Consider the following 25,169-nt stretch of genomic DNA (forward strand, 5'->3'; position numbering starts at 1 on the left):
TGGCCCTATGGGGTGCAGGCAGGCGGATGTCTATATTGAGTATCAGTGCACTAAAGCCCGTTTTACTGAGCATCTGATCATCGCCGTGATTAAGTCGGTTGAAGCCGGACGAACTGTTAAGGATGTCTGCCGGGAGACCGGTATCTCTGAAGCCACCTACTACAACTGAAAGTCCAGATACGGCGGTATGGAGGCTTCTGATATTAAAAAATCAAGGATCTTGAGGATGAGAACCGGGCGCTGAAAGACGTTATCGAAAAAAAGCTTTAAAACCAGCCTTTAAGCGTGAGCTGGTCACTCATCTGATAACGACGTTTGGACTCAGTATCCGTCAGGCCTGCCGGAGTCTGAACCTGAGCAGAACGGTTTACCATTACCGCCCAGATACCACGCGGGACGAACCCGTTATGGTCGCGTTGCAGGCAGTGGCAGAGCGATACCCACGATACGGTTTTCCGAAACTTTTCCAGGTTCTGCGGCGGCAGGGATACTCGTGGAATCACATATTTACTGTCTGCTGAAGCTGAATTTTCGCCGTAACGGCAAACAGCGGTTGCCGGTACGTAATCCCTCACCACTGGCCACACCGGAAGCGCTGAATCAGAGCTGGCCTGTCGATTTTATGCATGATGCCCTGGTCTGTGGCCGTCGTTTTCGCACGTTCAATGTCGTTGATGACTTTAACCGTGAGGCGTTGTCGATTGAAATCGATCTGAATCTGCCAGCTCAGCGAGTGGTCCGTGTACTCGACAGGATCGCGGCAAATCGCGGGTATCCGGTCGGATAATGGTCCGGAATTTATCTCTCTGGCACTGGCCGAATGGGCAGAGAAACATACAGTAAAACTGGAGCTTATCCAGCCAGGTAAGCCGATGCAGAACGCTTTCATTGAGCGCTTTAACCGGACATACCGTACAGAAATACTCGATTTTTATCTGTTCAGAACGCTGAATGAAGTGCGGGAAATCACGGAAAAATGGTTGTCAGAATATAACTGTGAACGCCCGCATGAATCACTGGACAATATGACGCCGGAGGAATATCGACAACACCATTATTTGGCCGGGATCTCAAAAAATGCATGGAACTAAAACGGGTCTATTTACACGCTTATCTTTTTGATTATTCGATAAAAAATAGTCTTATCAATTAGCTACGTTTTTTAATCCTTCATGTTCAGGTTGTATTGTTCTTTCTTGCTAATATATTGATTTTGCAACATTTAATAGAGGCTCAATTCATAGTGTGGCATAAGAAGAGTATGCATCACGCCGGATGGTCCGGCAAAAGAAGTCTGATATAAAAACTGTGGCGTGTATGGTACGGATAAGCGGGAAAAATGTCAGCACATTTAGGACAGGAATCGTGGGGTATAAGAGGTAGAAACAAAAAGCCCGCAGCGATGTGCGGGCCAGACAGCTTAGCGGACTACCAGTACCGAACACTCCGCATGACGCACCACGGCTGCGGCGTTAGACCCCAGCAGGTAGGTGGTGATGTCAGGTCGATGTGAGGCAATAATGACCATATCAGCCGGTAATTTTTTGGCCATCTCCAGAATCTTATCTTTTGGCGCACCTTCTGTGACATGAACGTGCACTCTGTCCGTTGGGATATTGAACTTCTTGATAATCTCTTCCAGTTGAGATTTTGCTTCGGCTTTCAGATCTTCCATGGCCGGTAACTCTGCCGAGTAGGCCAATCCCAGGGAAGCATAATAGGGCAGTGACGGAATTACGGTCAAAAAATGAACCTGTGCATCGTCAATTTTTGCCTCTGCTTCAACATGGGCAATAACACGTTGAGTTAATTCTGAGTCTGAAATATCGATGGGTACAAGAATCGTTCTGTTCATAAAACCTCCTGTTTAAGTATCCACCCAAAGCTTACCGCGTAATGGCACTTTATGTACAATGACAAAGATCACATTTTGGCATCACTTTATTTTTATTTCAGGAAACTTTCCTTTTATTACTCCATCGTAAAATCGACCTTTAGAAACGACGCTCAGGAAATCACGAAAAATACGAGCAGGGACATGCTGATATTGCAGAGTAGCCAACTGGTGAAAGCGAATTTCTAGCGTGCGGGAGGATTCGTCATAGCCGACGGATGCAATACGGGATGATTTTACAGGATGATGATTCATTGCAGGTATCCTCTACTACAGGTCTTAATGCAAGATATCATCTATCAGAGATGTGTTTTAGCGCAACAGATATAATGTTTTGATCTGGATAAAACAGAATTGTTAGAACATAAAGAGAGCCCGCTGTTGCCAGCGGGCTGACGGATTAGAACTGGTAAACCATACCCAGTGCTACTACGTCATCGGTAGAGATGTCGTTTTGGCTGTAGAAGTTTTTATCTTCATCCAGCAGGTTGATTTTGTAATCAACGTAGGTGGAGAAGTTTTTGTTGAAGTAGTAAGTAGCGCCAACGGATGCGTATTTCACCAGATCCTGGTCGCCATCAGATCCGTTTACACCCAGATCCTTACCTTTAGACATCAGGAAAGACACTTCCGGACGCAGACCGAAGTCGAACTGGTATTGCGCAGTCACTTCAAAGTTCTGAGTTTTGTTGGCAATCGTATTATCACTACCGTTTGAGCCACCATAAGGGGTCATGTTGCGGGTTTCGGAGTACATTGTTGCCAGGTAGATGTTGTTCGCGTCGTATTTCAGACCGACTGTCCACGCGTCAGCTTTATCACCGCCCGCGGTAGAATCGTTAACCTGCTCGTTAGTACGGTCAGAAGAGGTGTATGCTGCACCGAAGCTTACACCCATACCCAAATCGTAGGTCGAGGAGATACCGAAGCCGTCACCGTTGGAGTTCTTCATGTTACGATCGTCGCCACCGTTATTGGTGCCTTCCTGCTCTGGTGACTGATTTTCGTTCGCGCCCTGATACTGCAACGCCACGTTCAGACCGTCAACCAGACCAAAGAAGTCGGTATTACGGTAGGTCGCCACGCCGTTTGCACGACCGGTCATGAAGTTGTCTGCTTTGGTGTAAGAGTCGCCACCGAATTCCGGCAGCATATCGGTCCAGCCTTCAACGTCGTACATTACGCCGTAGTTACGGCCGTAGTCGAATGAGCCGTAGTCGCCGACTTTAATACCTGCGAATGCCAGACGAGTCCAGGAGTCGCCTTTATCACCTTCGGTGCCGTTAGCCTGAACCTGATATTCCCACTGGCCGTAACCGGTAATCATATCGTTAACCTGAGTTTCGCCTTTGAAGCCCATACGCATATAAGTCTGATCGCCATCACTGTTAGCGTCATCAGAGAAATAATGCAGGCCGTCTACTTTGCCATAGAGATCTAATTTGTTGCCGTCTTTATTATAAACTTCAGCAGCGTGAGCAGCGCCTGCAGCCAGCAGGGCAGGAATTACGAGAGCCAGTACTTTTCTGTTCATTGAAATAATCCTTTAGTTTTTTTATTAACCTGTGACTACCCATGTAGGGAGTAAAAGCATGCTAAAGGAGAAGTTCCGTAAAGGGATAAATATGAATTGTTACGCCTTAAGTAAAACCTTAAAGAAATAATTCTACGGAAATGATGATAATTGTGGTGAATGTATTGTTGGTAAATATATAAAATAAAAATTATACAATTGAAGTGTGTTGGGCTATTCTGCGCGTGTTATATGCCTTTATTGTCACGTTTTATTTTTCGTTGACGTATTGATAGCTATTATTAATTAGCCAGCGAATAAATTGACAAGCCCGAACAACTGTTCGGGCTTTTTTTTTGGGTTCCAGGTTAATACTGAGATAAACGCATTACTCGGTACCGCTCTTTTCCGCTTTTCCAGCCAACTGCGCAAGGAAGTCGTAGCGTTTTTGCAGATCGGCTGCGGCGTCTTTCCAGAGCTGTTCTGCGACTTCTGGCTGTTGGGTATTCAGACGACGGAAGCGCTGCTCGTTAAGCAATGTTTCGGCCAGGGCGTCTGACGGTGGCCGAGAGTCCAGCGCCAGCGGCAGCTTACCTTCATCTGCTCGACGCGGATCAAAGCGGTACAGCGGCCAGAACCCGGTTGCCGTGAGCTGACGCATCTGATCATGGCTTAGTGCGAGATCGTAACCATGCTCTTCACATGGGCTATAGGCGATAATCAGCGACGGACCTGGATAGGCTTCCGCTTCCTGGATAGCTTTCACCGTCTGGTTCAACTGCGCGCCCAGAGAGATTTGTGCAACATACACGTGCCCGTACATCATCATACTGACGCCAAGATCTTTGCGAGCTTTGCGCTTGCCATGCTCACCAAATTTAGTGACGGCCCCGAGCGGCGTAGCTTTCGACGCTTGTCCGCCTGTATTGGAGTAACACTGGGTATCCAGAACCAGAATATTGACGTTCTCGGTCAGGCTCAGGACGTGATCCAGGCCACCAAAACCAATATCGTAAGCCCAGCCATCACCGCCAATCAGCCAGATAGATTTCTCGACCAGCGCATCGGCATCGGTTAACAACTGCTGTGCGCCGTCGACATCTTTCAGGTGCTGGCGCAGTGCTGCAACTTGCTCACGGCGCACCTCTGGCGTAGCTTCAGCGTGCAGGGCGTCATTCAGTTCAGCCGGAATGTTATCGGCAAACTGTTCCACTAAACGCATGACGCGTACACGGTGCTGATCCACCGTCAGGCGGAAGCCCAGCCCAAACTCGGCGTTATCCTCAAACAGGGAGTTTGCCCACGCAGGCCCGCGACCATTGGCGTCGGTGGTATAAGGCGTTGAGGGCAGATTACCGCCATAAATTGATGAACAGCCGGTCGCATTGGCGATCAGCATGCGGTCGCCGTACAACTGCGTAAGCAATTTGATATACGGCGTTTCACCACAGCCAGAGCAGGCCCCAGAGTACTCAAACAGCGGCGTTATCAACTGCGAGGTACGAATATCAATGCGTTCCAGTTTAGTGCGATCGATTTCCGGCAGATTGAGGAAGTAGTCATAGTTAACTTTTTCTTCTTCCACGTGCTCAAGGCGCGACATCATATTGATGGCCTTGATCTCCGGGTTCTGGCGATCTTTCGCCGGGCATACTTCGACGCACAGATTACACCCGGTGCAATCCTCTGGCGCAACCTGCAGGACATATTTCTGACCGCGCATATCGCGTGATTTCACATCCAGAGAATGCAGGCTGGCAGGGGCATTTTCCATCGCTTCTGGTGAAACCACTTTGGCGCGGATAGCCGAGTGCGGGCAGGCGGCTACGCAGTGGTTACACTGGGTACACAGCTCTTCTTTCCAGATGGGGATCTCTTCAGCGATATTGCGTTTTTCCCAACGCGTGGTGCCCATCGGCCAGGTGCCGTCTGGCGGCAGCGCTGAAACGGGGAGGGCATCGCCCAGACCGGCGAGCATTGCCGCGGTGACGGTTTTCACGAAATCAGGTGCAGCATCAGAAACCACTGGTGGGCGATTAGCGCTATGTGGATCAACCGGCTGAAGCGCCACTTCGGCGACGGATTCACGCGCCAGGGCCAGCGCCTGCCAGTTACGTTCAACCAGATCCTGCCCTTTACTGCTGTAGCTTTTCGCAATCGCACCCTGCAATTCAGCCAGAGCGCTGTCGCCTGGTAAGATTTGCGTCAGATGGAAGAACGCCATCTGCATAACGGTGTTAATACGTGCAGCCAGACCGCACTCGCGGGCGATTTTGGCCGCATTAATCACGTAGAAACGCGCTTTCTTCTGATTCAGAACAGCCTGAACTTCCTGCGGCAGACGTGTCCAGACTTCATCCACACTGTACGGGGTATTAAGCAGGAATATACCGCCAGGTTTCAGGCGCTCAGCCATCTGATACTTATCGATAAATTGCAACTGGTGACAACCAACAAAATCGGCTTGCGACACCAGATACGCTGAGCGAATAGGTTGTTCACTAACGCGCAGGTGAGAAACCGTCAGACCGCCTGCTTTTTTCGAGTCATAGACGAAATAACCCTGCGCATACCACGGCGTAGAGTTACCGATAATCTTGATGTTGTTTTTGGTGGCCGACACGCTACCGTCACTGCCCAGCCCGTAAAACAGTGCCTCGAGCTTCGCGGTACCGGGCAGGGTGTTTTCCGGTAACGGTAGCGACAAGTTGGTGACATCATCATAGATACCGACCGTAAAGCGAGATTTCGGCTTCGCGCTACTCAGCTCATTAAAGACCGCCATGACGCAGTCCGGGCCAAACTCTTTGGAAGAAAGGCCATAACGCCCGCCAATCACCCGCGGTAGCGTTTCTCGTTCGCCGCAGTTAAAGGCTTCCGCCAGCGCGGTCATTACATCCAGATACAACGGTTCAGCTTGCGCGCCGGGCTCTTTGGTGCGATCCAGGACGGCGATGCTCCGTACCGTTTCCGGCAGGGCGCGCAGTAAATGTCTGGCAGAGAATGGGCGGAACAGACGCACTTTCAGAACGCCAACTTTCTCGCCGCGTGCCAGCAGCTCTTCGACGACTTCTTCACTGGTTCCAATCGCCGAGCCCATCAAAATAATGACGCGTTCTGCCTGCGGGTGACCGTAGTATTCAAATGGCTGGTACTGACGGCCCGTCGCAGCAGCGAAATCGTTCATCGCCTGTTCTACGTGATCGTAAACCGCGTTGTACCACGGGTTTGTTGCTTCGCGTGACTGGAAGTAGGTGTCCGGGTTCGCAGACGTACCGCGAATAACCGGATGCTCCGGGTTGAGTGCGCGCGCGCGGTGAGCATCGATTTCCGCCTGCGGCATCAGCCCGAGGATTGTGTCATCGGCCAGCGGCACTATTTTATTAATTTCATGCGATGTGCGGAAACCATCAAAGAAATGAATAAACGGGACCCGGCTTTTCAGGGTGGCCATTTGCGAAATTAGCGCAAAGTCTTGAGCTTCCTGAACGCTGCTGGCGCACAGCATTGCGCATCCCGTCTGGCGCACCGCCATCACGTCGGAATGATCGCCAAAGATGGATAATGCGTGAGTGGCAATCGTACGCGCCGCAACGTGCAGCACAAACGGAGTCAACTGACCGGCCAGTTTGTACAGCGTCGGGATCATCAGCAACAGGCCCTGCGATGAAGTAAACGACGTAGAGAGCGCACCGGTCTGCAACGCGCCGTGAACGGTCGCTATCGCACCGCCTTCCGACTGCATTTCTACGACACGAGGGGTATCCCCCCACACGTTTTTAAGCCCGTTCCCGGCCCAGGCATCCGCCTGTTCAGCCATCGTCGAACTGGGCGTAATCGGGTAGATGGCGATAACCTCGCTGGTACGAAATGCGACCGAAGCAACCGCACCATTACCGTCAATTGTGATCATACTGACACCCTTACATTGCGCAAAAAAAGGGACACGCGTAACAGCGGCGAATCCTGTAGTTATCCTTTTAGTTTAGCAAAAGCGCTAAAGACAGATTTTCGCTTTTGTGTCCCCCGAATAAACAGAATGAATGGTTTGATCAAAGGAGCAGCCAAAAAATTGCCAGAAAATGTAAACAGTGCGCATAAATGCGCATATTGCCTCTCGACGGCGGTGTTTCCGCTGCCTATTATTTATGGCTGTGTCGTTTGGTTAATATTCAGAGGGGAGTAAGATGCGCGCAGCGTTTTGGGTAGGGTGTGCCGCGTTATTATTATCGGCTTGTAGTAGTGAACCTGTTCAGCAGGCAACCGCCGCGCATGTCGCACCGGGGATGAAGGCCGCAATGTCCAGTTCTGGAGAAGCTAATTGCGCCATGATTGGTGGTTCGCTCTCCGTTGCCCGTCAGCTGGATGGTTCAGCTATCGGAATGTGTGCGTTACCCAACGGCAAACGCTGTAGTGAGCAGTCGCTTGCCGCCGGAAGCTGTGGCAACTATTAAGCCACCGCGTTTCCTACATTAAATCCGCGAGTTTATACGTCAGCGTTTGTTCTGCTGTCGCCAGTGTTAACTGGTCAGCAGTCAGATCGACCTGTGCGCCTTGCTTAAACATGTCGCTGACGATCCCGTCGAGCGCGTTAAGCTGTGGATCGGCGCACATCATGCGGGTCATCGCCATATCTTTAACCTTCAACTCGCCGTCGGACAGTTTGCCCTGACCGTGGAATTGATTACACATCTTTCCCGATACCGTCATGTTTTCGCCAAAACTCAATTCGGGTTGGTTATTAGCGACGGTGACGGCTTTACCATTCACGCTCTGCAAAACGAAGCGGTGATGCTGCAACTGTTCGCGATTGACGGAAACTTTTCCATTGCTCACACAGCCAGCCATCAGCATGCTGAGCGCAATCAACGTGACAACTTTTTTCATTCAATTTCTCTACGTTTGTGACGGGAATATATTCAATATAATAATGATACTGAAGATTTTAGCATCGGTGATTATCTGAAAATGCCCCCCTGAATCCAGGGGAGCATAGGGATTAGAAGAGGGCGTTTGGACAGGTTTCGCCTTTGGAGATCTGTGCCAGATTTTGCAGCGTTGTCTCAGAAATGCTGGTCAATGCTTCGGCCGTCAGGAACGCCTGGTGACCGGTGAACAGCACGTTATGACAGGCCGACAGGCGGCGGAACACATCATCCTGAATCACGTCATTGGATTTATCTTCAAAGAACAGGTCGCGTTCGTTTTCATACACGTCCATACCCAGAGAACCAATTTTCTGGTTTTTCAGCGCATCGATAGCGGCTTGTGAATCGATCAATGCCCCGCGGCTGGTGTTAATAACCATCACGCCATTTTTCATTTGCTCAAAGGCTTCGTGATTGAGCAGGTGATAATTCTCCGGCGTTAACGGACAGTGCAGGGAGATGACATCGGACTCCGCGAACAGCGTTTTAAGATCGACATATTCGACGCCTAACTCCAGTGCGGCAGCGCTTGGATAGGGATCAAACGCCAGCAGGCGCATCCCAAAACCTTTCAGGATCCGCAGTGCCGCAATCCCAATCTTACCGGTACCGATCACCCCAGCCGTTTTGCCATACATGGTAAAGCCGGTCAGCCCCTCAAGAGAGAAGTTAGCATCACGAGTACGCTGATAGGCGCGGTGAATACGGCGATTCAACGTCATCATCATGCCAATCGCATGTTCAGCGACGGCTTCCGGTGAATAGGCTGGCACACGGACGACCTGCAGGCCGAGCTCTTTTGCCGCGTCGAGATCGACGTTATTGAAGCCGGCGCAACGCAGCGCAATATATTTCACGCCATGCTTTTTCAGCTCTTCCAGAACCGGGCGGCTGCCATCGTCGTTGACGAAGATACAGACGGCTTCACAGCCATGGGCTGTTTTGGCTGTTTTCTCCGTCAGCAGAAAGTCAAAGAATTCAAGTTCAAAACCAAAAGCCTCGTTAACCTGCTGCAGATACTTCTTGTCGTACTGTTTTGTACTATAGATGGCGAGTTTCATAAGACTTTCTCCAGTGATTTTGACGTCACATTAATCCAATTCAAATTATTTTACAAAATCTAAAAAGTTATTGATAGTCATAGGCGTAATGAATAATTTCAGCGCATCTGTTGTTAGTGTGGGCAGGTTACTCAATTTCAACAACTGGATATTTTTCCGTCCAACTTAATACCCGTAATCGATGCAGGTAAAAAGCCAGCCGAATCACATCCAGACAGCTACGCTTATACAGGTAGCAAATATCGGGAGGGGTCATGTTAACTCACTCTGAAGCAAAGCGATGGGCCACCTTAATGCTTAAGGCGGCATTATGTGATGGTATGAAACCTGAGGAGATTTCCCGGCAGGTACATCTGGTCTGCGATCATCATGGTAGGGAGTGCCTCGAAGAGCTCATTGAGGAAATTCTGATAGAAGCTGGTCGTTTAGGACCTAAACATAGCGATGGAGAACTGAGGCCTCATTGAGTCTGAGTTCTTTATATTCCCGACGGCACGTGTAACAGCGTGCCATATAAAATAATGCACTATATTATTGAATTGATTATTATTTTATTAATTCTCGTTGATTGATAAATAGTGCATATACTTCATGGGAATTTATTCTTAATGTGGGCATATCCTGTTAAACATGCCACAATACTGGCCTAAACCGGCTTAAATTTTCGCTAAATCAGGATATTAACTACCCATGAAGGGTAAATATAAAGCCGCTCTGGCACTTCTCTTATTATTGATTCTCGTGCCGCTGACGTTGGTCATGACGCTTGGCCTGTGGGTTCCTACGCTGGTGGGCGTCTGGTTACCTGTTGGCACGCGCATCGCGCTGGATGAGAGCCCACGGCTGACACGGCATGGGCTGCATATCCCGGAACTCCGCTATCTGGTCGATGATTGCCCGCTAGCGCGCATTACTCAGGCCGATCTTTCCCATCCCAGCCGCTGGTTGCTTAATGTCGGGACAATTGAGCTGGATTCCGTTTGCCTGGCTAAATTACCGCAGACAGAAGCGTCTCCGGCAGCGCCCAAAACGCTGGCTGAATGGCAATCGATGCTGCCCAATACCTGGATTAACATCGACAAAGTTATTCTCTCCCCCTGGCAGGAGTGGCAGGGAAAACTGTCTCTCTCGCTAACGCCATCGACCCAGCAACTGCGCTACCAGGGTGAAAAAGTGAAATTCCAGGGGCGTCTGCACGGGCAAAATCTCACGGTAAATGAGCTGGATATAGCCGCATTTGAAGGGCAACCGCCGGTAAAACTGGTCGGTGAATTTACCATGCCGCTGGTTCCTGATGGACTACCGGTGAGCGGTCATGCGGTTGCTACTCTGAGCTTGCCGCAGGAGCCCTCACTGGTGGACGCCGAACTGGAGTGGCAAGAAAACAGCGGACAACTGATCGTCATGGCGCGGGACAATGCCGATCCGTTGCTCGATCTTCCGTGGGAAATAACCCGTCAGCAATTAACCATCAGCGACGGTCGCTGGAACTGGCCTTATCAGGGATTCCCGCTCAGCGGGCGGTTGGGCATGAAAGTTGAAAACTGGCAGGCCGGGCTGGAAAATGCGGTGGTGAGTGGGCGTCTGAACATACTGACCCAAGGCGATGCAGGTAAAGGAAACGCCGTATTAACGCTGGGGCCAGGTAAGCTGGGTGTGGATAGTAGTGATATGCCGTTACAGTTGATAGGCGAGGCGAAACAGGGTGACCTGATCTTCTACGCCAAATTACCCGCCAGACTCACCGGAAGCCTGAACGACCCGCAGCTGGCTTTCGAGCCAGGAGCGCTGCTGCGTTCGCGTGGACGGGTGATTGACTCGCTGGATATTGACGAAATTCGCTGGCCGCTGGCGGGCGTAAAAGTAACACAGCGCGGCGTAGATGGCCGTCTGCAGGCTATATTGCGCGCGCATGAAAACCAGATGGGCGGTTTTGAATTGCATCTGGATGGTCTGGCAAATGATTTTCTCCCTGACGCGGGTCGCTGGCAGTGGAGGTACTGGGGCAAAGGCAGCTTTACGCCAATGCATGCGCGTTGGGACGTGGCGGGTAAGGGCGAATGGCATGACAACACCCTGAAGCTTTTTGATCTCTCCACCGGATTTGACCACCTGCAATACGGCACCATGAAGGTGGAAACCCCACGCCTGGTGATGGACGAGCCGATCGTCTGGGTACGGGATGCCAACAAACCGACTTTCAGCGGCGCGCTGTCGCTGGACGCAGGGAACACCACCTTTACCGGGGGGAGCGTGTTACCGCCGTCAACCCTGAAGTTCAGCGTGGAAGGCACCGACCCGACGATTTTCCAGTTTAAAGGACAGCTTCACGCGGGCGCGATAGGTCCAGTACAGGTAAATGGCCGTTGGGACGGGATCCGCCTGCGCGGACAGGCCTGGTGGCCAAAACAATCGTTCACCGTATTCCAACCGCTCATCCCACCAGACTGGAAAATGAAGCTACGTGAAGGTGAACTGTATGCGCAGGTTGCGTTTTCGGCTGCCCCGGAACAGGGCTTTGAAGCGGGCGGCCATGGGGTATTAAAAGGCGGTAGCGCCTGGATGCCCGATAACCAAATTAATGGCGTCGATTTTGTGTTGCCTTTCCGGTTTAGTGAAGGCGCATGGCAACTGGGTACGCGTGGACCTATTTCACTGCGTATTGCGGAAGTGGTGAATCAGGTGACGGTGAAAAATATCGCCGCCGATCTACAGGGGGCGTATCCCTGGAGTGAAGACAATCCGTTACTGTTAAGCGATGTCAGCGCCGAACTGCTGGGGGGCAAAGTCATCATGCAACAACTGCGGATGCCGCAGCACGATCCGGCATTATTACGGGTGCAGAATATCTCTTCCAGCGAGCTTATCAGCGCGGTTAATCCCAAGCAATTCGCCATGTCTGGCCCGGTCAGCGGTGCGTTGCCGTTATGGCTGGATAACGAAAAGTGGATCATTAAAGACGGCTGGCTGACCAATCCGGGGCCTATGACGCTGCGTATTGATAAAGACACGGCGGATGCCGTCGTCAAAGATAATATGGCAGCCGGTGCGGCCATTAACTGGCTGCGTTATATGGAAATAAGCCATTCCTGGACGAAAATAAATTTGGATAATCTCGGTGTCTTAACCATGCAGGCAACCGTAACTGGCAATAGCCGGGTGGATGGCAAAGTGGGGACGGTTAATTTGAATTACACCCATGAGGAAAACGTCTTTACGCTATGGCGTAGTTTGCGTTTTGGCGACAATTTACAGGCATGGCTTGAACAAAATGCAGCGCTGCCGGAATCCCATTGCCCGGAAGGCAAGGAATGTGAGGAACAACAATGAAAACGATAGCTGCCATGCTGGGTCTGCTGGCTTCATCTCTGCTGATCGGGTGCACACCCAGAATCGAAGTGGCTGCGCCTAAAGAGCCGATCACTATTAATATGAACGTCAAAATCGAGCATGAGATCCATATCAAAGTCGATAAAGACGTTGAGAGCTTATTAAAATCGCGCAGCGATTTGTTCTGAGGTCACGATGAAAAAACAGCTTGCAGTGATCCTGGTGGCATTGAGTTTATTCAGTGGCAATGGGTGGGCATTGACCTTGAATGAAGCCAGATCCCAGGGGCGGGTGGGCGAAACGCTTAATGGTTATCTGGTGGCATTGCAAACCGACGCCGAAACGCAGGCGCTGGTGAGTGAGATTAATAAAGCACGCAGCGCCAGCTATCAGCAACTGGCTGAGAGCAATAACATTCCTCCAGATGAAGTGGCGAAAATGGCCGGACAAAAGCTGGTCGCTCGGGCTAAACCGGGGGAGTACGTCCAGGGCATCAATGGTAAGTGGTTGAGAAAATAATAAATTTTCTCTGCACACAACCAGAGAGGCACGACGCTGACTTATTCATCGACATCGCAATAGTTGCCACACGGCATCAAACTGAGGCTGATATAGTTCAACACCGGTCGCGTTGCGGAGTGAAATCATGTGGCTTTTCAAGTGGTATGTCTGGAATCGTTGGATATTCAAGCTGTTAAGCCGGGATGTTGCCGAGCCAGAACAATTTTTGCTGCATTGCTGGGAAGAGAATCTGGCGAAGTGCAGAGATTATGCAACCATCTGGCGTGATATTAACCGCATTCACGGCAAACAGGTGCAGGTAAAGAAGTAAATGCTGGAGAAACCCTCCCACCGGATGGTGAGAGGGGGAATTATCAGGCAGCGACGACGCTGTCGATAGCGGCTTTCGCATCGGACTGCGCTTTGGACGCCACTTCCGGGCCGTACGCAATGCCTTCAGCAAAGACGACGTTCACGTCGGTGATGCCGATAAAGCCCAGGAATACGTTCAGATACGGCGTGATCAGGTCGGTCGGCGTATCTTTATGGATACCACCACGGCTGGTCAATACGACTGCGCGTTTACCCGTCACCAGACCTTCCGGACCTTTCTCGGTATAACGGAAAGTCACACCTGCACGGGCAATCAGATCGAAATAGTTTTTCAGCTGGGTTGGGATGTTGAAGTTATACATCGGCGCGGCGATAACAATCACATCATGCGCTTTCAGCTCAGCAATCAGCTCATCGGACAACGCCAGCGCTTCCTGCTGACGCGGTGTCAGCGGTGCATCGCTCGGGCGCAGCGCACCCACCAGTTCGCCATCCAGTACCGGAACAGGATTTGCAGCCAGGTCACGGACGGTGATTTCATCAGCGGAGTGCTTTTCACGCCACTGTTCAACAAAATAATCAGACAACTGACCAGACTGAGAGTACCCTGCCAGAATACTGGATTTAAGAACTAATACCTTGCTCATGGGTGTTTCCTTTTATGTGTTTGAAGGGGGAGTGCCCCGTTGCTTGTTGACACTTTATTCACAATCCTGTCGCAGTGATAGCGCAATATATCGAATCCTATGTTCGAAATTATTGAACAACACATGAAAAGCGCTGATGTGGTACTCTATACCTATCATCTAAAAGAGATTTAACCCGGCAGAGCACTGCCTTTTAACGCTATGACAGAACAACAAAAATTAACCTTCAACATGTTGCAGCAACAGCTGGATTCACTGATGCTGCGTGACAGACAGCGTTTTGCCCGCCGCCTGCAGGGCGTGAAGAAGGTTAAAAATCCTGATGCACAACAGGCCATTTACCAGGAGATGGCAAAAGAGATTGATCACGCTGCAGGTAAAGTTGTGCTGCGTGAAGCCGCGCGTCCGGTCATCAGCTACCCGGAAAACCTGCCCGTCAGTCAGAAAAAACAGGATATTCTGGAAGCGATCCGCGATAACCAGGTGGTGATTGTCGCTGGGGAAACGGGATCAGGGAAAACCACTCAGTTACCCAAAATCTGTATGGAGCTCGGGCGCGGGGTAAAAGGGCTGATCGGCCATACCCAGCCGCGTCGTCTGGCGGCGCGTACCGTGGCGAACCGTATTGCAGAAGAGCTGCAAACCGAGCCGGGCGGTTGTATCGGTTATAAAGTCCGTTTTAGCGATCATGTCAGCGACAACACCATGGTTAAGCTGATGACGGACGGTATCTTGCTGGCGGAAATCCAGCAGGATCGGCTGCTGATGCAGTACGACACCATCATCATCGATGAAGCGCATGAGCGCAGCCTGAATATCGATTTTCTGCTCGGCTATCTGAAAGAGCTTCTGCCGCGCCGTCCGGATCTAAAAATTATCATCACTTCGGCGACCATCGATCCGGAGCGTTTTTCAAAGCATTTCAATAATGCCCCGATTATCGAAGTCTCTGGTCGAACCTATCCGGTGGAAGTTCGCTATCGTCCAATTGTTGAAGACGCAGATGACACCGAGCGTGACCAATTGCAGGCAATTTTTGATGCCGTAGATGAGTTAGGCCGTGAAAGTCAGGGCGACATTTTGATCTTCATGAGCGGCGAGCGCGAAATCCGCGATACCGCCGATGCGCTGAATAAGCTGGATTTGCGCCATACCGAAGTGCTACCGCTTTATGCGCGTCTTTCCAACAGCGAGCAGAACCGTGTGTTTCAGTCGCACAGCGGTCGCCGTATCGTGCTGGCGACCAACGTGGCGGAAACCTCGCTGACCGTTCCGGGGATCAAGTATGTGATTGATCCGGGTACTGCGCGTATCAGCCGTTACAGTTACCGCACCAAAGTTCAGCGCTTGCCGATTGAACCGGTGTCGCAGGCCTCTGCCAACCAGCGTAAAGGCCGTTGCGGTCGTGTTTCGGAGGGGATCTGTATTCGTCTGTATTCTGAAGACGATTTCCTGTCGCGCCCGGAGTTTACCGACCCGGAGATCCTGCGTACCAACCTGGCGTCCGTTATTTTGCAGATGACTGCCTTGGGGCTGGGCGATATCGCGGCGTTTCCGTTTGTTGAAGCGCCGGATAAACGTAACATTCAGGACGGTGTACGCCTGCTCGAAGAACTGGGGGCGATAACCACCGACGAACAGGCAACAGCTTACAAACTGACGCCATTGGGCCGTCAGCTCTCGCAACTGCCGGTGGATCCACGCCTGGCTCGCATGGTGCTGGAAGCGCAAAAACATGGCTGCGTACGTGAGGCGATGATTATCACCTCGGCGCTGTCTATTCAGGATCCGCGCGAGCGCCCGATGGACAAGCAGCAGGCCTCCGACGAGAAGCATCGCCGTTTCCACGACAAAGAGTCTGATTTCCTCGCATTTGTGAATCTGTGGAACTATCTCGGCGAGCAGCAGAAAGCGCTGTCGTCAAACCAGTTCCGTCGTCAGTGTAAACTTGATTTTCTGAACTACCTGCGCGTGCGTGAATGGCAGGATATCTACACGCAACTGCGTCAGGTGGTGAAAGAGTTAGGGATTCCTGTTAACAGCGAACCCGCTGAATACAGAGAGATCCACGTCGCGTTGCTGACCGGTTTACTGTCACATATCGGGATGAAAGATGCCGATAAACAGGAATTTACCGGGGCGCGTAACGCTCGCTTCTCGATCTTCCCAGGCTCTGGTCTATTTAAAAAACCGCCGAAGTGGACGATGGTAGCGGAGTTGGTGGAAACCAGCCGCCTGTGGGGACGTATTGCTGCACGCATCGATCCTGAGTGGGTCGAACCGGTTGCCCAGCATCTGATCAAACGTTCATACAGTGAACCGCACTGGGAACGTGCGCAGGGCGCGGTGATGGCAACAGAAAAGGTTACCGTTTACGGTTTACCGATTGTTGCAGCCCGTAAGGTGAACTACAGCCAGATCGATCCCGCGTTGTCGCGTGAACTGTTCATCCGCCATGCGCTGGTGGAAGGCGACTGGCAAACGCGCCATGCGTTTTTCCGTGACAATTTGAAGTTACGCGCTGAGGTGGAAGAGTTAGAGCACAAATCGCGCCGTCGCGACATTCTGGTTGATGATGAGACGCTATTTGAGTTTTACGACCAACGCATCAGCCATGATGTGGTCTCCGCGCGTCACTTTGACAGCTGGTGGAAAAAGATCAGCCGTGAAACGCCGGATCTGCTCAACTTTGAAAAGAGCATGCTCATCAAAGAGGGCGCGGAAAAAATCAGTAAGCTGGATTACCCGAACTTCTGGCATCAGGGCAATCTCAAACTACGGTTAAGTTACCAGTTCGAACCCGGGGCCGATGCGGACGGTGTGACCGTGCATATTCCGCTCCCGCTGCTCAATCAGATCGAAGAGAGCGGTTTTGAATGGCAAATTCCGGGGCTGCGCCGTGAACTGGTTATCGCCCTGATTAAGTCTCTGCCGAAACCGGTACGACGCAACTTTGTGCCCGCGCCGAACTATGCGGAAGCGTTTTTAGGCCGCGTCACGCCGCTGGAACTGCCGCTGCTCGACTCGCTGGAGCGTGAACTGCGCCGCATGACCGGCGTGACCGTTGACCGTGAAGACTGGCATTGGGATCAGGTGCCCGATCACCTAAAAATCACCTTCCGGGTAGTGGATGATAAGAACAAAAAGCTGCAGGAAGGACGTTCGCTGCAGGATCTGAAAGACGCACTGAAGGGTAAAGTTCAGGAAACATTGTCTGCGGTGGCGGATGACGGTATCGAACAGAGCGGGTTGCACATCTGGAGCTTCGGTCAGCTTCCGGAGAGTTACGAGCAAAAACGCGGTAACTATAAGGTAAAAGCCTGGCCAGCGCTGGTGGATGAGCGTGACAGCGTTGCCATCAAACTGTTTGATAACCCGCTGGAGCAACAGCAGGCGATGTGGTGCGGTTTACGCCGCCTGTTGTTGCTGAATATTCCTTCACCAATCAAATATTTGCATGAGAAACTGCCCAACAAAGCCAAGCTGGGGCTGTATTTTAACCCGTACGGTAAAGTGCTGGATTTGATTGACGACTGTATATCCTGTGGTGTGGATCAACTGATCGACGCCAACGGTGGTCCGGTGTGGACCGAAGAAGGCTTTGCGGCGCTGCATGAAAAAGTGCGGGCTGAACTGAACGATACGGTGGTGGATATTGCTAAGCAGGTCGAACAGATCCTGACCGCGGTGTTTAATATCAACAAACGTCTGAAAGGGCGCGTGGATATGACCATGGCGCTGGGGCTTGCGGATATCAAATCGCAGATGGGCGGGCTGGTGTACCGTGGATTTGTTACCGGCAATGGTTTCAAGCGTCTGGGCGATACGCTGCGTTATTTGCAGGCTATCGAAAAGCGTCTGGAAAAACTGGCTATCGATCCGCATCGTGACCGTGCGCAGATGCTGAAAGTGGATAGCGTGCAGCAGGCCTGGCAGCAGTGGTTCAATAAACTGCCTCCCGCGCGCCGTGAAGATGACGATGTCAAAGAGATCCGCTGGATGATAGAAGAGCTGCGCGTCAGCTATTTTGCCCAGCAGCTTGGTACGCCGTATCCGATTTCCGATAAACGTATTTTGCAGGCGATGGAGCAGATTTCGGGATAAATCGGTACCAGACAGCATACCGGGTAAGGTGACGTCACCGCCCGGTATGCAACCCGATAAAGTATTAAGATCAGGAGTCATGAGTATGAGCCAGTTTCCGACACTTTACGCAACCACGCTTGCGGCGATCAATACCGTAGGGCGATGGTTGGCGCAGAATGATTTTACGGGGAATATCACCGTTCAGTCAGATTGCGTGATTCTGGCAGGGAACGCGGTTATTCCGACCATCGACGCCGCCTGCCGGATCGCGAAAGAGCAACAGGTTCCCTTGTTGATTAGCGGTGGCATCGGTCACTCCACACGATTTCTGTATGACGCGATTGCAGAGCATCCTCGTTACAACATCATTCGTACCACCGGGCGCGCGGAAGCGGCGATCCTTGCCGATATCGCACATCAGTTCTGGCAAATCCCGGGGGAGAAGATTTGGGTGGAAGACCAGTCAACAAACTGCGGTGAGAATGCCCGTTTTAGCTGTGCATTATTGAATCAGGCGACGGAAAGTATTCATACCGTCATTGTGGTACAGGATCCCACTATGCAACGTCGTACGATGGCAACCTTTCAGCGCGTAACCCGCGATGAGCCGCATGCGCCGCGATGGTTGAGTTTCCCTGGATTCATCCCTGAGCTGGCCCCACAGCAAGACGGCGTGGATTTTGTGCCAGCAGCAGAAGGTTTGTGGTCAGTGGATCGCTATCTGTCTCTCATAACCGGTGAACTTCCTCGCCTGCGTGATGATGCCACCGGTTATGGGCCGTGCGGCCGCGATTTTATCGCCCATGTTGATATTCCTCAGAACGTTGAGCAAGCCTGGCAGCAGTTGCAAAATGACATCGTGCTGACTGACTTACTGGAGAGCCGCTCTCTGTAATTCCTGTTGCCCGTTTGTCGGCGTTTTGCGGCAAACGGGCAAAAATCACACCTGTTTTTTCCCTTCATCATCACTTTGCCAGACGCTTTTATGAAGCCGCTCACAGAACAGCCACTCCAGCCATAATACGACCTGCATGATTGATATTAATTAACAATAGTTTTACTTGTTAAAAACAAATCAATCACAGGAGAGCCGCATGTCAGTACCCGTACAACATCCTATGTATATCGATGGGCAGTTTGTGACCTGGCACGATGATGCCTGGATTGATGTCGTCAATCCGGCCACGGAAGAGGTGATCTCGCGTATTCCCGATGGACGTGCCGAGGATGCGTGTAAAGCGATCGATGCTGCACAGCGCGCTCAGCCGCAATGGGAAGCGCTGCCTGCCATTGAACGGGCGAACTGGTTACGCAAAATTTCTGCGGGTATCCGTCAGCGAGCCAGTGAAATCAGCGCCCTGATTGTGGCGGAGGGGGGAAAAATACAGCAACTGGCTGAGGTCGAAGTCTCGTTTACCGCCGACTATATCGATTATATGGCGGAGTGGGCGCGTCGCTATGAAGGCGAGATCCTGCAAAGCGATCGTCCGGGCGAGAATATTCTGCTGTTTAAGCGCGCTTTGGGCGTGACTACGGGCATTCTGCCGTGGAACTTTCCATTTTTCCTGATTGCCCGCAAACTGGCTCCCGCACTGTTGACGGGTAATACCATTGTCATTAAGCCGAGTGAATTTACACCGAATAACGCCATCGCCTTTGCCAAAATTGTTGATGATATTGGCTTGCCGCGCGGCGTATTTAATCTGGTGCTGGGACGTGGTGAAACGGTCGGTCAGACGCTGGCCGCAAACCCGAAGGTGGCCATGGTGAGCATGACCGGTAGCGTCGGGGCGGGTGAGAAAATTATGGCTGCGGCGGCTAAAAATATCACCAAAGTTTGTCTGGAGTTGGGTGGCTAGGCCCCGGCTATTGTGATGGATGATGCCGATCTTGAACTGGCCGTAAAGGCAATTGTTGACTCGCGGGTGATCAACACCGGACAGGTATGCAACTGTGCCGAGCGCGTGTACGTTCAGAAAGGTATTTATGACCAATTCGTCAATCGTCTGGGTGAGGCGATGAAAGCCGTGCAGTTTGGCAATCCGGCTGAGCGCAATGATATTGCAATGGGGCCGCTGATTAACGCCGCTGCGCTGGAGCGTGTAGAGCAGAAAGTTGCACGAGCGGTGCAGGAAGGCGCCAGAGTGGTGCTGGGCGGTAAGGCCGTTTCCGGCAAAGGGTATTACTATCCACCGACGTTACTGTTAGACGTGCGCCAGGAGATGGCGATTATGCACGAGGAGACGTTTGGTCCGGTGCTACCGGTGGTAGCGTTTGATACGCTGGAACAGGCGCTGACGATGGCCAATGACAGCGATTACGGTCTGACCTCATCGATCTATACGCAGAATCTGAATACGGCGATGAAGGCGATTAAAGGGCTGAAGTTTGGCGAAACCTATATTAATCGTGAAAACTTCGAGGCGATGCAGGGCTTTCATGCTGGCTGGCGCAAGTCCGGGATTGGCGGGGCTGACGGTAAACACGGTCTGAACGAATATCTGCAAACGCAGGTGGTGTATCTGCAGTCCTAAGTTTTCGCCGGGTGAGCCTGTACGCCACCCGGCGCAATTCTCACACTTTGCTGGCGATCCATAAGAATAAGCCGGGTGAGCAAAAGTTAATGAATTTTTAACAAAAGCCCGTTATGGTGACGCATTATTGTTTTTATTCAGGAAGTGTTATGGGGAATAAGTATTCTGGCCTGCAAATTGGCATTCACTGGCTGGTCTTTTTGTTGGTCATTGTGGCCTACAGCGCTATGGAGTTTCGCGGATTTTTCCCGCGCAGCTATCGTCCCTTATTTAACATGGTGCACGTATCCTGTGGCATCACTATTTTAACGCTGATGGTGGCGCGTCTGCTGGTCAGGCTAAAATATCCGGCACCGCCGATTGTGCCAAAACCGAAGCCGATGATGACCGGAATGGCGCATCTGGGGGGAACCGCAGAATTCGGAAAAAATCGTACGCTAAGCTAAGGAAGGTCTGAAAAAGCCCCCGCTCGAGAAATGCATCCCAGCAACCATGCGGGTTACAGAGCGGTGATTTCGCGAAACATGGGCTTTTTCAGAGCTTCCTTAGCGTTACGATAAAGCTAGCATGGAAACGATAGGTGCAAGCAAGTTAAGGGTTGCATCGCGCATGTCAATCTAGGCTATACCCTAACTTGATGTCAGGCAGGGCCGCGCCGCTTCGTCAGAATAGAGTCTGCTTTCCCATTTTTTGACACATGCCCGCGAAGGTTATAGATTTCAGCCTGACAGAAATGGGCTTTGAGGCACAACGGAACAGAAAGTGCACTTAAGCCGCCTTCAACCAAGGAGACATCGTGCAGGGGCACCGCATCGGCTACGTCCGGGTCAGCAGCTTTGACCAGAACCCGGAACGCCAGCTGGAACAAACCCAGGTGAGCAAGGTGTTCACCGACAAGGCATCGGGCAAGGACACCCAGCGCCCCCAGCTCGAAGCGCTGCTGAGCTTCGTCCGCGAAGGCGATACAGTGGTGGTGCACAGCATGGATCGGCTGGCCCGCAACCTCGATGACCTGCGTCGCTTGGTACAGAAGCTGACTCAGCGCGGCGTGCGCATCGAGTTCCTGAAGGAGGGCCTGGTGTTCACTGGCGAGGACTCGCCGATGGCCAACCTGATGCTGTCGGTGATGGGGGCCTTCGCTGAGTTCGAGCGCGCCCTGATCCGCGAGCGGCAGCGTGAGGGCATCGCCTTGGCCAAGCAGCGTGGCGCGTACCGGGGCCGCAAGAAAGCCCTGTCCGATGAGCAGGCTGCTACCCTGCGGCAGCGAGCGACGGCCGGCGAGCCCAAGGCGCAGCTTGCCCGCGAGTTCAACATCAGCCGGGAAACCCTCTACCAGTACCTCCGCACGGACGACTGACACATGCCGCGTCGCTTGATCCTCTCGGCCACGGAGCGGGACACCCTGCTTGCGCTGCCGGAAAGCCAGGATGACCTGATCCGCTACTACACCTTCAACGACTCCGACCTGTCGCTGATCCGCCAGCGACGCGGCGACGCCAACCGCCTCGGCTTCGCCGTGCAGCTCTGCCTGCTGCGCTACCCCGGTTACGCGCTGGGAACCGACAGCGAGCTGCCCGAGCCGGTCATCCTGTGGGTGGCGAAGCAAGTCCAGGCCGAGCCGGCGAGCTGGGCAAAGTACGGCGAGCGCGACGTGACCCGTCGCGAGCATGCCCAGGAACTGCGCACCTACCTGCAACTGGCCCCGTTCGGCCTGTCCGACTTCCGCGCCCTGGTGCGCGAGCTAACCGAGCTGGCCCAGCAGACCGACAAAGGCTTGCTGCTGGCCGGTCAGGCCCTGGAGAGCCTACGGCAGAAACGACGCATCCTGCCGGCGCTGAGCGTGATTGACCGGGCCTGCTCGGAAGCCATTGCGCGAGCCAATCGGCGGGTCTACCGCGCCCTGGTCGAACCACTCACGGACTCGCATCGGGCCAAGCTGGACGAGCTGTTGAAGCTCAAGGCCGGCAGCAGCATCACCTGGTTGACCTGGCTGCGCCAGGCACCGCTGAAACCCAACTCTCGGCACATGCTGGAACACATCGAGCGGCTGAAGACATTTCAGTTGGTGGACTTGCCCGAAGGCCTGGGCCGGCACATCCACCAGAACCGCCTGCTCAAGCTGGCCCGCGAGGGTGGGCAGATGACGCCCAAAGACCTCGGTAAGTTCGAGCCGCAGCGCCGCTACGCGACCCTGGCCGCCGTGGTGCTGGAGAGCACCGCGACCGTGATCGATGAGCTGGTCGATCTGCATGACCGCATCCTGGTCAAGCTGTTCAGCGGCGCGAAGCACAAGCATCAGCAGCAGTTCCAGAAGCAGGGCAAGGCGATCAACGACAAGGTGCGCCTGTACTCCAGGATCGGCCAGGCGCTGCTGGAAGCGAAGGAAAGCGGCAGCGACCCCTATGCCGCCATCGAGGCGGTGATTCCCTGGGACGAGTTCACCGAGAGCGTCAGCGAGGCCGAGCTGCTGGCCCGGCCGGAAGGCTTCGACCACCTGCACCTGGTCGGCGAGAACTTCGCCACCCTGCGCCGTTACACGCCGGCCTTGCTGGAGGTGCTGGAACTGCGCGCCGCGCCGGCCGCGCAAGGCGTGCTGGCAGCCGTGCAGACCCTGCGTGAGATGAACGCCGACAACCTGCGCAAGGTGCCGGCCGATGCACCCACGGCCTTCATCAAGCCGCGCTGGAAGCCGCTGGTGATCACCCCGGAAGGCCTCGACCGGAAATTCTACGAAATCTGCGCCCTGTCCGAGCTGAAGAACGCCCTGCGCTCCGGCGACATCTGGGTCAAGGGCTCGCGGCAGTTCCGCGACTTCGACGACTACCTGCTGCCGGCCGAGAAGTTCGCCGCACTCAAGCGCGAGCAGGCCCTGCCCCTGGCGATCAACCCGAACAGCGACCAGTACCTGGAAGAGCGTTTGCAGCTGCTGGACGAGCAGTTGGCCACCGTCACCCGCCTGGCCAAGGACAACGAGCTGCCCGATGCCATCCTCACCGAGTCAGGGCTGAAAATCACCCCGCTGGATGCGGCGGTGCCGGATCGGGCGCAGGCGCTGATCGACCAAACCAGCCAGTTACTGCCGCGCATCAAGATCACCGAACTGCTGATGGACGTGGACGACTGGACGGGCTTCAGCCGCCACTTCACCCACTTGAAGGACGGGGCCGAGGCCAAAGACAGGACGTTGCTGCTGTCCGCAATCCTCGGTGATGCGATCAACCTCGGGCTGACCAAGATGGCCGAGTCGAGCCCCGGCCTGACCTACGCCAAGCTGTCCTGGCTGCAAGCCTGGCACATCCGCGACGAAACCTATTCGGCGGCCTTGGCCGAGCTGGTCAACCACCAGTATCGCCACGCCTTTGCCGCCCACTGGGGCGACGGCACGACCTCATCCTCCGATGGCCAGCGCTTCCGCGCGGGTGGCCGGGGCGAGAGCACCGGGCACGTCAACCCGAAGTACGGTAGCGAGCCGGGACGGCTGTTCTATACCCATATCTCCGACCAGTACGCGCCGTTCAGCACCCGCGTGGTGAATGTCGGCGTCCGCGATTCCACCTATGTGCTCGACGGCCTGCTGTACCACGAGTCCGACCTGCGGATCGAGGAGCACTACACCGACACGGCCGGCTTCACCGATCACGTCTTTGCCCTGATGCACCTGCTAGGCTTCCGCTTCGCGCCGCGCATCCGCGACCTCGGCGAAACCAAGCTGTACGTGCCGCAGGGCGTGCAAGCCTACCCGACGTTGCGCCCGCTGATCGGCGGCACCCTGAACATCAAGCACGTGCGTGCCCACTGGGACGACATCCTGCGCCTGGCCAGCTCGATCAAGCAGGGCACCGTCACCGCCTCGCTGATGCTGCGCAAGCTCGGCAGCTACCCGCGCCAGAACGGACTGGCCGTGGCCCTGCGCGAGCTGGGCCGGATCGAGCGCACGCTGTTCATCCTGGACTGGCTGCAAAGTGTTGAACTGCGCCGCCGCGTGCATGCCGGCCTGAACAAAGGTGAGGCGCGCAACTCGCTGGCCAGGGCGGTGTTCTTCAACCGCCTTGGGGAAATCAGGGATCGGAGCTTCGAGCAGCAGCGCTACCGGGCCAGCGGCCTCAACCTGGTGACGGCGGCTATCGTGCTGTGGAACACGGTGTACCTGGAACGCGCCACCCAGGGGTTGGTCGAGGCCGGCAAGCCGGTGGACGGCGAGCTGCTGCAATTCCTGTCGCCGCTGGGCTGGGAGCACATCAACCTAACCGGCGATTACGTCTGGCGGCAGAGCCGCAGACTGGAAGACGGGAAGTTTCGGCCCTTACGGATGCCCGGAAAACCTTAGCGTACGATTTTTTCC

At 53.5% G+C, this 25,169-nt stretch carries 16 protein-coding genes and 3 pseudogenes; 12 read left to right on the forward strand and 7 right to left on the reverse strand.

Annotated elements, in window-relative coordinates; genetic code table 11:
* The first annotated feature begins 7 nt into the window (after nt 1–7).
* Nucleotides 8–1,091 (forward strand): annotated as a pseudogene (locus HV314_RS27380) (IS3 family transposase).
* A 329-nt stretch (nt 1,092–1,420) separates the two neighbouring features.
* Here the strand turns inward: HV314_RS27380 and uspF are convergent.
* The 4 genes from uspF to nifJ form a co-directional block, all read right to left on the reverse strand.
* Nucleotides 1,421–1,855: a universal stress protein UspF gene (gene uspF / locus HV314_RS12450; protein ID WP_016153190.1), complete on the reverse strand. Its 435-nt coding sequence runs from the start codon at nt 1,853–1,855 to the stop codon at nt 1,421–1,423.
* A gap of 81 nt (nt 1,856–1,936) precedes the next feature.
* Nucleotides 1,937–2,149 (reverse strand): KTSC domain-containing protein, encoded by a 213-nt coding sequence (locus HV314_RS12455; protein ID WP_043016208.1) that lies wholly within the window; start codon nt 2,147–2,149, stop codon nt 1,937–1,939.
* Between the two features lie 145 nt (nt 2,150–2,294).
* Nucleotides 2,295–3,428 carry a porin OmpC gene (gene ompC, locus HV314_RS12460; protein WP_016156616.1) on the reverse strand — a complete coding sequence of 378 codons (1,134 nt, stop codon included), beginning with the start codon at nt 3,426–3,428 and terminating at the stop codon, nt 2,295–2,297.
* A 367-nt stretch (nt 3,429–3,795) separates the two neighbouring features.
* On the reverse strand, nt 3,796–7,320 hold the full coding sequence (nifJ, locus tag HV314_RS12465) for a pyruvate:ferredoxin (flavodoxin) oxidoreductase (protein WP_181548073.1): 3,525 nt from the start codon (nt 7,318–7,320) through the stop codon (nt 3,796–3,798).
* Nucleotides 7,321–7,594: 274 nt separating this feature from the next.
* On the opposite strand from nifJ, the gene HV314_RS12470 reads away from it, so the two are divergent.
* Nucleotides 7,595–7,861 carry a putative hemolysin gene (locus tag HV314_RS12470; RefSeq protein WP_003020360.1) on the forward strand — a complete coding sequence of 89 codons (267 nt, stop codon included), beginning with the start codon at nt 7,595–7,597 and terminating at the stop codon, nt 7,859–7,861.
* Nucleotides 7,862–7,874: 13 nt separating this feature from the next.
* Here the strand turns inward: HV314_RS12470 and hslJ are convergent, their stop codons facing one another.
* Both hslJ and HV314_RS12480 read right to left on the reverse strand, forming a co-directional pair.
* The gene (gene hslJ / locus HV314_RS12475; RefSeq protein WP_046274558.1) at nt 7,875–8,294 is read right to left on the reverse strand and encodes a heat shock protein HslJ; all 420 of its coding nucleotides are present in this window, start codon (nt 8,292–8,294) and stop codon (nt 7,875–7,877) included.
* A 112-nt stretch (nt 8,295–8,406) separates the two neighbouring features.
* A complete protein-coding gene (locus HV314_RS12480) occupies nt 8,407–9,396 on the reverse strand; it encodes a 2-hydroxyacid dehydrogenase (RefSeq protein WP_003833196.1) in 990 nt (329 codons plus the stop codon).
* 690 nt (nt 9,397–10,086) lie between these two features.
* Here HV314_RS12480 and HV314_RS12485 point away from each other — a divergent pair.
* The 4 genes from HV314_RS12485 (at nt 10,087) to HV314_RS12500 (ending at nt 13,558) form a co-directional block, all read left to right on the forward strand.
* Nucleotides 10,087–12,726 (forward strand): YdbH family protein, encoded by a 2,640-nt coding sequence (locus HV314_RS12485; RefSeq protein WP_181548074.1) that lies wholly within the window; start codon nt 10,087–10,089, stop codon nt 12,724–12,726.
* Nucleotides 12,723–12,914, forward strand: a complete 192-nt coding sequence (locus tag HV314_RS12490; protein WP_016156612.1) for a YnbE family lipoprotein — start codon at nt 12,723–12,725, stop codon at nt 12,912–12,914. The genes HV314_RS12485 and HV314_RS12490 overlap by 4 nt, the downstream gene beginning before the upstream one ends.
* A 7-nt stretch (nt 12,915–12,921) precedes the next feature.
* Nucleotides 12,922–13,245, forward strand: a complete 324-nt coding sequence (locus HV314_RS12495; protein WP_016156611.1) for a YdbL family protein — start codon at nt 12,922–12,924, stop codon at nt 13,243–13,245.
* A gap of 127 nt (nt 13,246–13,372) precedes the next feature.
* Nucleotides 13,373–13,558, forward strand: a complete 186-nt coding sequence (locus HV314_RS12500) for a hypothetical protein (RefSeq protein WP_016153181.1) — start codon at nt 13,373–13,375, stop codon at nt 13,556–13,558.
* Nucleotides 13,559–13,601: 43 nt separating this feature from the next.
* Here HV314_RS12500 and azoR read toward each other — a convergent pair whose 3' ends face one another.
* Nucleotides 13,602–14,207 (reverse strand): FMN-dependent NADH-azoreductase, encoded by a 606-nt coding sequence (gene azoR / locus HV314_RS12505; protein ID WP_006684422.1) that lies wholly within the window; start codon nt 14,205–14,207, stop codon nt 13,602–13,604.
* 201 nt (nt 14,208–14,408) lie between these two features.
* Here azoR and hrpA point away from each other — a divergent pair, with 201 nt between their 5' ends.
* The 6 genes and pseudogenes from hrpA to HV314_RS12535 all read left to right on the forward strand — a co-directional run bounded on the left by hrpA (nt 14,409) and on the right by HV314_RS12535 (nt 25,154).
* Nucleotides 14,409–18,311, forward strand: a complete 3,903-nt coding sequence (gene hrpA, locus HV314_RS12510; protein WP_047498566.1) for an ATP-dependent RNA helicase HrpA — start codon at nt 14,409–14,411, stop codon at nt 18,309–18,311.
* An 85-nt stretch (nt 18,312–18,396) separates the two neighbouring features.
* Nucleotides 18,397–19,188 (forward strand): YdcF family protein, encoded by a 792-nt coding sequence (locus HV314_RS12515; RefSeq protein WP_275405680.1) that lies wholly within the window; start codon nt 18,397–18,399, stop codon nt 19,186–19,188.
* Between the two features lie 199 nt (nt 19,189–19,387).
* A pseudogene (gene aldA / locus HV314_RS12520) lies at nt 19,388–20,827 on the forward strand (aldehyde dehydrogenase).
* A 149-nt stretch (nt 20,828–20,976) separates the two neighbouring features.
* Nucleotides 20,977–21,234, forward strand: a pseudogene (locus HV314_RS12525) (cytochrome b/b6 domain-containing protein); the annotation flags it as partial.
* Nucleotides 21,235–21,623: 389 nt separating this feature from the next.
* Nucleotides 21,624–22,184, forward strand: a complete 561-nt coding sequence (locus tag HV314_RS12530; RefSeq protein ID WP_001161490.1) for a recombinase family protein — start codon at nt 21,624–21,626, stop codon at nt 22,182–22,184.
* 3 nt (nt 22,185–22,187) lie between these two features.
* Nucleotides 22,188–25,154, forward strand: coding sequence for a Tn3-like element TnAs1 family transposase (locus HV314_RS12535; protein WP_001138014.1), 2,967 nt, complete (start codon nt 22,188–22,190; stop codon nt 25,152–25,154).
* The last annotated feature ends 15 nt before the right edge of the window (nt 25,155–25,169 follow it).

This window comes from Citrobacter sp. RHBSTW-00887, from assembly GCF_013728095.1.
GTDB classification, from domain to species: domain Bacteria; phylum Pseudomonadota; class Gammaproteobacteria; order Enterobacterales; family Enterobacteriaceae; genus Citrobacter; species Citrobacter braakii.

What these genes read in the sequence shown, in the direction of transcription:
- HV314_RS12515 (WP_275405680.1), top strand. Translation starts at nt 18,397, where the DNA reads ATGAGCCAGTTTCCGACACTTTACGCAACCACGCTTGCGGCGATCAAT.
- HV314_RS12485 (WP_181548074.1), top strand. Translation starts at nt 10,087, where the DNA reads ATGAAGGGTAAATATAAAGCCGCTCTGGCACTTCTCTTATTATTGATT.
- HV314_RS12495 (WP_016156611.1), top strand. Translation starts at nt 12,922, where the DNA reads ATGAAAAAACAGCTTGCAGTGATCCTGGTGGCATTGAGTTTATTCAGT.
- uspF (WP_016153190.1), bottom strand. Translation starts at nt 1,855, where the DNA reads ATGAACAGAACGATTCTTGTACCCATCGATATTTCAGACTCAGAATTA.
- ompC (WP_016156616.1), bottom strand. Translation starts at nt 3,428, where the DNA reads ATGAACAGAAAAGTACTGGCTCTCGTAATTCCTGCCCTGCTGGCTGCA.
- HV314_RS12500 (WP_016153181.1), top strand. Translation starts at nt 13,373, where the DNA reads ATGTGGCTTTTCAAGTGGTATGTCTGGAATCGTTGGATATTCAAGCTG.
- HV314_RS12470 (WP_003020360.1), top strand. Translation starts at nt 7,595, where the DNA reads ATGCGCGCAGCGTTTTGGGTAGGGTGTGCCGCGTTATTATTATCGGCT.
- HV314_RS12535 (WP_001138014.1), top strand. Translation starts at nt 22,188, where the DNA reads ATGCCGCGTCGCTTGATCCTCTCGGCCACGGAGCGGGACACCCTGCTT.
- HV314_RS12455 (WP_043016208.1), bottom strand. Translation starts at nt 2,149, where the DNA reads ATGAATCATCATCCTGTAAAATCATCCCGTATTGCATCCGTCGGCTAT.
- nifJ (WP_181548073.1), bottom strand. Translation starts at nt 7,320, where the DNA reads ATGATCACAATTGACGGTAATGGTGCGGTTGCTTCGGTCGCATTTCGT.
- azoR (WP_006684422.1), bottom strand. Translation starts at nt 14,207, where the DNA reads ATGAGCAAGGTATTAGTTCTTAAATCCAGTATTCTGGCAGGGTACTCT.
- hslJ (WP_046274558.1), bottom strand. Translation starts at nt 8,294, where the DNA reads ATGAAAAAAGTTGTCACGTTGATTGCGCTCAGCATGCTGATGGCTGGC.
- HV314_RS12480 (WP_003833196.1), bottom strand. Translation starts at nt 9,396, where the DNA reads ATGAAACTCGCCATCTATAGTACAAAACAGTACGACAAGAAGTATCTG.
- hrpA (WP_047498566.1), top strand. Translation starts at nt 14,409, where the DNA reads ATGACAGAACAACAAAAATTAACCTTCAACATGTTGCAGCAACAGCTG.
- HV314_RS12490 (WP_016156612.1), top strand. Translation starts at nt 12,723, where the DNA reads ATGAAAACGATAGCTGCCATGCTGGGTCTGCTGGCTTCATCTCTGCTG.